The 9,788-nt window shown below is 74.6% G+C and carries 5 protein-coding genes and 2 riboswitches; of the genes, 2 read left to right on the forward strand and 3 right to left on the reverse strand.

Annotation, left to right across the window (positions count from 1 at the left end):
* Positions 1-1,592, reverse strand: a 1,592-nt coding sequence (locus PYV61_RS14385; RefSeq protein WP_275832709.1) for a BTAD domain-containing putative transcriptional regulator, incomplete at its 3' end; no start/stop codon positions are given.
* 226 nt (positions 1,593-1,818) lie between these two features.
* Positions 1,819-1,900: riboswitch (cyclic di-GMP riboswitch) on the forward strand.
* Between the two features lie 95 nt (positions 1,901-1,995).
* On the opposite strand from PYV61_RS14385, the gene PYV61_RS14390 reads away from it, so the two are divergent.
* On the forward strand, positions 1,996-5,481 hold the full coding sequence (locus PYV61_RS14390; protein WP_275832711.1) for a hypothetical protein: 3,486 nt from the start codon (positions 1,996-1,998) through the stop codon (positions 5,479-5,481).
* Positions 5,482-5,590: 109 nt separating this feature from the next.
* Here the strand turns inward: PYV61_RS14390 and PYV61_RS14395 are convergent, their stop codons facing one another.
* Both PYV61_RS14395 and PYV61_RS14400 read right to left on the reverse strand, forming a co-directional pair.
* The gene (locus tag PYV61_RS14395) at positions 5,591-7,150 is read right to left on the reverse strand and encodes a S8 family serine peptidase (protein WP_275832713.1); all 1,560 of its coding nucleotides are present in this window, start codon (positions 7,148-7,150) and stop codon (positions 5,591-5,593) included.
* A 20-nt stretch (positions 7,151-7,170) separates the two neighbouring features.
* Positions 7,171-7,271: riboswitch (cyclic di-GMP riboswitch) on the reverse strand.
* A 165-nt stretch (positions 7,272-7,436) separates the two neighbouring features.
* Positions 7,437-8,441 carry a glycosyl hydrolase gene (locus PYV61_RS14400; RefSeq protein ID WP_275832714.1) on the reverse strand — a complete coding sequence of 335 codons (1,005 nt, stop codon included), beginning with the start codon at positions 8,439-8,441 and terminating at the stop codon, positions 7,437-7,439.
* A 198-nt stretch (positions 8,442-8,639) separates the two neighbouring features.
* On the opposite strand from PYV61_RS14400, the gene PYV61_RS14405 reads away from it, so the two are divergent.
* Positions 8,640-9,680 (forward strand): hypothetical protein, encoded by a 1,041-nt coding sequence (locus PYV61_RS14405; protein ID WP_275832716.1) that lies wholly within the window; start codon positions 8,640-8,642, stop codon positions 9,678-9,680.
* Positions 9,681-9,788 lie beyond the last annotated feature (108 nt).

A 9,788-nucleotide genomic window follows, 5' to 3' on the forward strand; every position in this document is an offset into this window, starting at 1 on the left:
AGCGCGAACGACGAATCGAGCGCCGTGGCGTGGGCGTACGACGCGGCGGCCTCGCCGAGTCGTCCGGCGCGCGCGGCGCGCTCGCCGTCGAGCCACGCCCGCAGCGCCGGCGCCGAGGCCGCGGTCGACGCGGCGACGTGCGCGGTGCGCTCGGACGGACTGAGAAAGCGGCGCGCGACCAGCGCGCGCGCGAGCGCGTCGGCCGCGCCGGCCACGGTCGCGCCCTCGGCGCTCGCCTGCAGCACGACGCGGCCGTCGGGGTCGTGCACCGACGCCAGCGCGTGCAGGCGGCTCCCCTCGCGGACGACGTCCCCCCGCACGTACCCGTCGGCCGCGAGGCGCGACGCCGTGGCGCGCGCCACCGCCGCGTCGAGGGTGGCCGCGCGTGCGCGCGCGTCGGCGGGGAGCGCGCTGGGCGCGACGACGCGCCACGGCCCGGTGCCGTCGAGCGCCACCGCGAGCAGGTCCGCGAGCGCCCGCCCCAGGTGCTCGGCCGACGCCGTGTCCGCGTCGAACCCCGAGAACGGAAGCACCGCCACGCGCACCGGCATCGCCGCCGCCACCGTCCCGGTCGACGCGGCGCGCAGCCGCGCCCGCGCGGGCGCCAGGGCGAGCAGCCCCGCGACCGCGACCACGGCGACGCCGAGCGCCACGAGGCCGCCCCGGACGCGCTGCACGCGCCGCGACGCATGCGGCGGCAGCCGACGCTCGCCGGTCGTGAGGAGGCGACGCGGGAACTGCGCGGGCGCCGGCTCGTCGGGTGGTTCGACCGACGCCGTCGCGCGCGGGGCGGGGAGCGGCGCGGGGAGGGACGCGGGGAGCGGCGCCGGCGCGAGGGCGGGGTGCGGCGTCTCGGCGAGCGCGCCCGCGAGCGCGCCACGGATCGCGTCGGCGAGCGCGCGCAGCGCGGGCGACGGCTCGGCGCCCAGCTCCTCGCGCACGAGGGTGCGGTGCACGCGCCAGTGTTCGAGGGCGCCGGTCGGCGCCCCGGACGCCCAGAGCGCGCGCATCAATCCGGCGGCGGCGCCGACGTCGTACGGGTCGATGCCGGCGCAGCGTCGCCACGCCGCGATGGCGGCGGCGTGGTCGCCGTCGCGCGCCGAGCGGCGCGCCACCCCCTCGAACGCCGCCGCGGCCGCGCGGGCGAGGCGGGCGCGCTCCTCGGCGGCCCAGCGCTCGAAGTCGTCCAGCCCCGGGAAGGAGAGCCCGTCGAGGAACGGGCCGGCGTACAGCGCCGCGGCGGCGGCGACGTCGCCGCGCGCCGCCGCATCCATGAAGTCCCAACGATCGACCGCCAGCAGCGCGCGGTCCACGCGCAGCGTCGTCCCCGGCGCGAGCAGCACGCCGTCGCCGACCAGCTGCCGCACGGTGAACGACGCCTGCTTCAGACTGTTGCGCGCGCGGTCCTCGCTGCTCTCGGGCCAGAGCGTGGCGAGCACGCGGTCGCGCGCCACGCCCGCGTCGCCGTGCGACGCGACGAAGGCGAGCAGCGCGAGCGGCCGCCTCCGGACGGAGAGGCCGGCGATCGGGACGCCGTCGCGTGCGACGGCGGGCGGCCCGAAGGTGCGGAGGGACAGCTGGGGGATCGTCATCCGTGCGACGCTCGCGCTGCGACTAACCGCGGATTAACCGGCCGCGGCTAGTATCGCGGCGCTGTCCACGGCGCGCCAGAGTCGGGTTTGGCTCGACGCGCGCGACGCCGTATGGCGTCTGGCGTTGTCGACAGGTGCGCGCGTGCGGCGCGCGTCGATGTCGGCGTCGTGATGAAGCCCTGCAGCACGCGCGGACGGGCGACGGCGCCCGACGCGCGAGACTCGCCTTCCGAAAGGGCACCCCGGCCGCGAGGCCGGTCCGCAAAGCCACGGGTCTCGCGACGGCGCGAGACGGCCGGGCCGTCGAAGAGGGGATGCCGGCCGCCGGCCGGACACCTATCTGAGAGGGGGGGACATGGATCGCACTCGAAGGGCCGTCGCCGCTCCCGTCGCGTGGAGCGCCTTGCTGTCGCTCGCCGTCGCCGGGTGCACCAGCGACCAGCCGGTGGCGGCGCCGCCCGTCCCGGACGTCGGCACGACGCTGCAGCCGCGCGAGACGCCGTCGCTCGCCAGCATGCCGAGCTACGACTTCACCACGCTCGGGACGACGGCCGTCATCAACGGCGCGCGGTTCGAGGTGAGCGACTTCACCGGCTCGACGGGGACGGGCGTCTTCGACACGTTCGTCCGCTTCAACGACTCGGACGGGATGGAGCAGGGGTACAACACCTCCGGCCGCCCCGTGCAGTACGACGAGTTCACGGCCCTGAACTGGACGCGCGACCTGCGCCTCGACGGCGTCCCGGTGGTGACCGTCGGCGGCGTCGCCTACCGCGAGTTCCGGCTCGACATCAACGAGCCGGGGACGTCCGTGTCGACGCTCTCCCTCGACCAGGTGCGCGTGTTCCTGCGCAACGCCGGGGGCTTCACCGGCACGCTGGCGCAGCTGGCGGCGACGTCGCCCGAGATCTACAACATGGACGGCGACGGCGACACGCACGTCCGCCTCGACTACAACCTGTTCCCCGGCTCGGGGAACGGCGACCTGCGGCTGCTGATCCCCAACGACCGCTTCCCGGCGGGGTGCGAGTACGACGGCGAGCAGGGGAACGACTGCTCGACGTTCGTCGTGCTGTACTCCCAGATGGGCGTCAACGTCTCGGCCGACAAGGGCGGCTTCGAGGAGTGGTCGATCCGCAAGGTGCCGTTCGTGAGCGTCACGAAGACCGCCGCGACGACGTACAAGCGGACCTACAACTGGAACCTCACGAAGACCGCGACGCCCGACGTCCTGCACCTGTGGGACGGCACGAACGCCAACGTCGCGTACCAGGTGGTCGCGTCGCCCAACGGCTCGACGGACTCCGACTGGGCGGTCAGCGGCACGATCACGATCAGCAACACCTCGGGGAGCCCGGCCACGATCACGAGCGTCGCCGACGCCATCAGCGGCGGGATCAGCCCGACGGTCAGCTGCGGCGTGACGTTCCCCTACGTCCTGAACAACAACGCGCAGCTGCAGTGCACGTACAGCGGCGCGCTGCCGGACGGCGCCGCGCGCACGAACACGGCGACGGTCGCCCTGTCCGAGGGCGCGACCTACACGGGGACGGCCGCGGTCACCTTCGGCAACCCGACGCAGGAGGTCAACAAGACGGTCACGGTCACGGACACCCCCGAGGGCGGCTCGACCACGCAGCTCGGCACGGTGACCTCGCCGTCGACGGGGACCTTCCCGTACAACAAGAACTTCGCCTGCCCGGCGGACAAGAACACGCAGCAGAACCCGACCTGGGACAACACGGCGCGCATCGTCGAGACGAACCAGACGGCGACCGAGAACGTCACGGTCAACTGCTACGCGCTCGCCGTGTCCAAGACGGCGGTGCCCGAGTTCGCCCGCAGCTACAGCTGGGCGATCACCAAGCAGATCAAGAAGCAGGGGGCGGCCGACGGCACGTACGCCGCCAGCGCCGCGTACGACATGTTCGAGGGTGACGAGGGCGTGTTCACCTACAAGGTCGTCGCCACCCGCTCGGAGAGCGACGCCCAGTACAAGGTGAAGGGCGTCATCACGATCCAGAACCCGGCGACGTCGTCGGCCGCGGTGACCGTGAGCAGCGTCTCCGACGCCATCGGCGGCCAGGGCGCGGCGACCGTGACCTCGTGCACCGGCGCGGGCGACAACAGCGTGCCGGTCGTCGGCACCCCGGCCACGCACCGCACGCTCGGCCCGGGCACGTCGTTCACGTGCCAGTACGAGTACGCCTTCGCCTCGAACCCCGGGACCGGCGCGTTCACCAACACGGCGACCGCGAAGGGCGTCATCCCGACCAACAACGCCAAGGACTTCACCGGCAGCCAGGGCTTCACGTTCGCCGGCGTCACGCCGTCGATCAGCGGCCCGGCGACGGTGAACCTGACCGACAACTTCAACAACACCGGCGCCCAGGCGATCCCGGGCGGCACGAACTACGCGTCGGGCACGCCGCTGGTCTACGACCGTACCCAGACGTGCGCCGCCGGGTCGGCCGGCTCGACGACGAACTACCCGAACGTCGCGGCCATCACCGAGACCGGGCAGACGGCCCAGGCGACGGCGACCATCCGCTGCTTCAAGGTGAACGTGTCGAAGACGGCGAACACGTCGCTCACGCGCACCTGGAGCTGGAACCTGACGAAGGAGCCGGGCACGTTCCTCGACGAGCTGGGACAGCCGCAGGCCTACCCGAACCCGGTGCTCCTCTCGGTCGGGCAGACGTTCCAGTACGGCTACAAGGTGACCGTCACGGCCAGCGGCCCGGTGGAGTCCGCGCAGGCCGCCGCCGGGACCATCACGATCCAGAACCCGGCCCCGGTCGCCGCCAAGATCGCCTCGGTGACCGACGTCGTGACCCGCTCCGGCCTGCCGCCGGCCGCGGCGACCGTGACCGGCAGCTACCCGACCACCATCGCCGCGGCGTCGTCGATCGCGCCGACCTACACGGTCGACCTGTCGGGGAGCAGCGCCAACGGCACCAACACCGCGACGGCGAGCACGCAGCGCCGGCGGTGGACGGGCACGGGGGCGACCGACATCGCCGGCACGACCGCCTACACGGGCACGGCCGCGGTGACCTTCCCCGGCACGATCACGCGCGTCAACGACTGCGTGAACGTGTACGACGACCACGCGGTCCCCGAGCTGCTCGGGACGGTCTGCGCCGTCTCGGCGACGCGCCCGTTCGCCTACGAGCTCGCGCCGAAGTCGTTCACGTACCTGGACGATCTCGCGGCGCCCAACGCCTGCGAGGCGAGCGTCAACTACGTGAACATCGCCAGCACGAAGTTCCGCCTGTCCGACGGGTCCGAGGGGGGCGCGGCGACGTCCAACGCGACGCTCAACGTCCTGGTGAACTCGGCGCCCTGCCCCTCGGGGTGCACGCTCACCCGCGGCTACTGGCAGACGCACAACGCCAGCTTCGGCGCCGACCGGCGCAACGGCCGCAAGGGCCCGCCGATCCACGACTGGGTGAAGGCCGGCAACACGGCCTGGGCGAACTACGACGCCTGGAACTTCTTCGAGGGCACGCCCAACCCGACCGTGCAGAACCTCGCGACGATGGCGCCGTACGCCGCGTCGCTCCCCGCCGACCTCGTGGCGACGGGGAACCAGCCGACCTGGTTCCAGACGTTCCGCACGCCGCCGGCCGGCAACCCGTACTACCAGGCCTCGGCGCAGTTCATGGCGGCGCTGCTGAACCGCGCCAACGGCGCGGCGACGCCGCCCGCGGTGGGCACGGCGCTGAGCGAGGCGTGGGCGTTCTTCCTCCTCTACACGCCCAAGACGCAGTGGACGGACTCCCAGCGCGCGAGCCTCATCGGCTGGGCCGGCATCCTCGCCGGTTACAACGAGGGGACCGCGGGCGTGCGGCACTGCGACGAGGACGCGTCCTCGGCGCTGCCGTGACCGGATCGTCCGACGGATCCGCCTCGCACGCGGCGTGATCCGGCGGGAACGCGACGGGGTGGGCCGAGAGGCCCACCCCGTCGTGTGTCGTCCCGGCCGTACGTGCGGCTCACTGGAGCTTGCGAACCTTCACCGTCCCGGTGGCGCGCGTGGTGCGGCCCTGCGCGTCGGTGACGACCAGCGTGACCGTGTAGCTCCCGGTGGCCGAGTAGCGGCGGCTGGTCGTCGGCGCCGAGCCGGTCGCGCCGCTGCCGTCGCCGAAGGTCCACGCGTACGACACGATGCCCCCGGTGGACGCGCTCGCGTCGAAGTTGCAGAGGCTGCGCGTGCCCGGACACGATCCCCCGAAGGCCGCGGTCGGCGCGGGGGCGGGGGCGGGGGCGGGGGGGGACGGCGTCGGCGTCGGCTGCGGCGTGGGCTGCGGCGCCAGCGCCGCGCCGTCGAGGGGCGCGTCGAGTCCCGCCGTCTGGAGCAGCAGGTTGGGCGAGCCCGCGCCGAGCGCGCCGAGGCGCTGGCGCGCGGCCGCGGCGCGCAGCCGCTCCGACACCTGCGCGCTGGTCGCGCCCGGGTTGGCGTGCAGCAGCAGCGCGACCGCGCCGGTCACGTGCGGCGCCGACATCGAGGTGCCGCTCATCGTGGAGTAGATGCCGCCCTTGTACGCCGAGTAGATGCTGGTGCCCGGCGCGTACAGGTCGACGCAGCTTCCCCAGTTGGAGAACGACGCCTGCGCGTCGGCCGACGTGGACGCGCCCACCGTGATCGCCGCGGGCGCGGCGGCAGGCGACTGGCGGCACGCGTCGATCGCGCTGTTCCCCGCCGAGACGACGACGGGCACCCCCGCCGCCGCGAGGTTCGCGACGGCGGCGTCGAGCGTCGCGTCGGGAGTGCCGCCAAGGCTCAGGTTCGCCACCGCGGGACGCACGCCGTTGCGCGCCACCCAGTCGAGCCCCGCGATGATCCCGGCGTACGAGCCGCTTCCCGTGCAGCCGAGCACCCGCACCGCCCACAGCCGCACGCCCTTGGCGACGCCGACGCGCGCGCCGCCGACGGTCCCGGCCACGTGCGTGCCGTGCCCGTGGCAGTCGGTGGTGCCGTAGCCGTCGGCGATCGCGGAGAATGCGCCGTCGGCCCGCCCGCCGAACTCGGGGTGCGTGGGGTCGATGCCGGTGTCGAGGACGTACGCGTTGGCGCCCGAGCCGTCGTTCGCGAAAGCGAACGTTCCGTCGAGCGGCAGCGCGGGCTGGTCGAGCCGGTCCAGCCCCCACGACGGGACCGGCGTCTGCACGCCGTCGACCGACGCGACGCGGTTCTCGGACACGCGCGCGACGTTGGGGTTGCGCCGCAGCGCCTCGACGGCGGGGGCGGGGAGCGACGCCGCGAACCCGCGGAGGGCGGTGGAGTAGGCGTGCAGCAGCCTCCCGCCGTTCGCCGCCACGAGTTGGCGCGCGGTCCCCTCGGGATCGCGTACGTCGTCGGTGAACACGACGATCCACTCGCCCGTGATCACCGCGGCGGAGTCGGACGAACGCGTCGGCGCGGCGGCCGCGCGCGGCGCGGCGCGCGCGGCGGGCGTCGGCGCCGCCGGGTCCTGGCACACCGCGCCGAGCAGGACGAGCGCGCCCGCGGCCCGCCGGGCCGCACGCGTCGCGTGCGGACGGTGGAGCTTCATGGTGGGACTCCCCGAGTGCTGGCGGCAACCCGGCCGGCGTGGCGGCGCGCTCTCGTGCGCGGTCCGTCGTAGCCCCGTGGCTTTGCGGCCCCGGCTTTCGCCGGGTGTGCCTTTGTCGCGACTCAGGGAGCGCCCACGCGCCCCCCAGCCCCGATCGTGCCGATCGATCGCGGGCCCGCTGACGCGAACCCGTTGTGAGGACGCCGCCGCCGTTGCGGCGTCACAACGGAGTCGTTCATAAACGCCTGACGTGCAACGACTTGGCGCCTGCGGTCGTCCGCGCGCCTCAGCGCCAGGCGAACCCCGGCGCCGCGAACGCCGTCCGGAACGCGTCGAGCGACGCCGTCGTCGACTCGACCCGCCAGTCGGTCTCCTTGTCGTAGTTGAACCAGATGAACGCGCGCAGCCGCGGGTAGCTGCCGTCGGTCATGCGCGTCGCCGCGTGCGCGATCCACGCCGGCTTGCTCCCGCCGAGCTCCGACGACGCGAACTCGCCGATCATGACCGGCGGCGCCGGGTCGAGCGCGGCGATCTCGTCGTACACGCCGCGGAAGACCTGGTCGAACGTCTTCCACGCCGACGTCCACCCGTCCGCGGCGAGCGTCTGGCTGGTCCCCCAGTTGTAGCCGTCCATGCACAGCCACTCGACCTGCCCGGCGCCCGGGTAGTACGCCGTCGGCGTGTTCCACGCGGCCGCCGGGACCGACTCGTGGTTGGGGCACCACGCCATCTCGACGTTGGTCGCGCCCGCCGCGTGCAGCCGCGCGCGCACGCGCCGCCACACCTGCCTGAACCGCTCCGCCGCCTGCGCGTTGGCGCCGTTGGCCGCGCCGCTCCAGCCGTACCAGTCGCCGTTCATCTCGTGGCCGAAGCGGAGGACGAGGCGCCCCCCCTTCGCCGCCGCCGCGCGCCCCCACGTGTCGACGTAGGCGTCCCACTTCCCGGCCAGGACGTCGGCGTGGGAGATCGCGCGCCGCCCGTTCTTCATCTCCCAGGTCACCACCGGGACCGCGCCGCGCGAGCGAGCGTTGTCGACCGCGTAGCCCTGGAAGCCGCTCGACCAGTCGGCGAACCACATGACGTAGAGCGGACGCCGCCCGCCGTTGCGCTGCGTCCACTGGTCCCACGCGGTCAGCCCCGGCTTGCCGAGGGGCGCGCTCTCGATGGCGACGCCGGTCTCGACGCCGGCGGCGGCGGGGAGGGCGGCCGCCGAGGGGCGCGCGCGCGGGGCGAGCGCGGCGTCGGGGGCGCACGCGCCCAGCGTCAGGAGGGAGAGGAGCAGTCGGCGCATGGCGGCGGGGAGGGTGGGGGACGCCGCGACGATACGGCGCCCGGGGCCGCCCCGCCATGTGGCGCCGGCGCCGCGGTGAGGGGGGGTCGGCCAACCCACGCCGGGTGGGTCGGGCGCCGCTAAGCTCTCGTCGGGGCCGGACGCTGGTGTCCGGCCGACACCGGCACGCCCGCGCGCCAGCGCCGTCAGGAGACCCCCATGTCCGCCCCACGCCATCCGATCACCACCCGCGCCGCCGCCTTCCTGTGCGCGGCCGCGATCGTCGCCGCGCCGTCCGCCGCGCAGGCGCAGTTCGGCAAGCTGAAGGACCTCGGCAAGAAGGCCGCGGCGAGCGTCGTCGAGAAGAAGGTCGAGGACGAGGCGTCGAAGAAGGTGGGCGGCGCGGTGACCGCCGCCGACCCGGGCGCCGCTGCCAGGCCGCGCAGCGTCGAGTTCACCGACGACGTCCTCGAGATCACCGACGCGCGCCTCGCCCAGCTGTCGCGCGGCGTGGACGCGGAGGAGGCGGCGCGCCCCGCCGCCCAGAAGCGCTACCAGGCGCGCCTCGCCGCCGCCAAGGAGGCCGACCGCACCTACGAGGCGCGCCGCGCCGCCTACGACCGCGAGTACGCGGCGTGGGACAAGAAGAAGACCGAGATCGAGGCCTGCAACGACCGCGTGCTCAAGAAGTACGAGCACGCCGGCGACGCCGAGTCGAAGCGCAGCCAGGAGCTGCACGACAAGATGGACGCCGAGATGACCGACGCGAAGGAGGCGCGCCTCAAGGCGCTCGCCGACCGCATGGACGCCGCCCAGAAGCGCGGCGACCAGGCGACGGTGCGCGTCCTCGCCGACTCGATGCAGCGCGAGATGGCGACCTTCATGGCGGCCGGGCGCGAGGGGATGGCGATGTCGCAGCGCGTGACCGCCACCAGCGACGCGATGCAGAAGGAGTCGAAGGCGTGCGGCACGGTGCCCCCCGCGCCCAAGAACCCGGACAACGGCGGCTACGTCGACGCTGACATGGCGCGCCGCGAGGCCAGCGCCGCCGGCGCCAAGGCCGCGGGGCTCTCCGAGCGGCAGTACGCGGTGCTGCGCGAGCGCGTGGAGGGCTACGCGCGCCTCAAGGGGCGCACCGGCCGCTCCTCGCTCTCCTACACGGCCGGCGAGCTGCAGGCGCTCGGCGGCGACGCCGCGAAGGCGCTGTTCGCGAAGCCCGGCTTCGCCACCACCGAGTCGTGGTCGCCCGACGGCGACTGACCGGGCGCGCGGCGCGCCTCGCGGGGGCGGCGCTCCTCCTCCTCGGCGCCGGCGCCCCGTCGCGCGCGGCCGCTCAGGCGGCGCTCGCCGTCGAGACGGCGGGCGCCT

It is taken from the genome of Roseisolibacter sp. H3M3-2, from assembly GCF_029211165.1.
In the GTDB taxonomy this organism is placed as follows: Bacteria; Gemmatimonadota; Gemmatimonadetes; order Gemmatimonadales; family Gemmatimonadaceae; genus Roseisolibacter.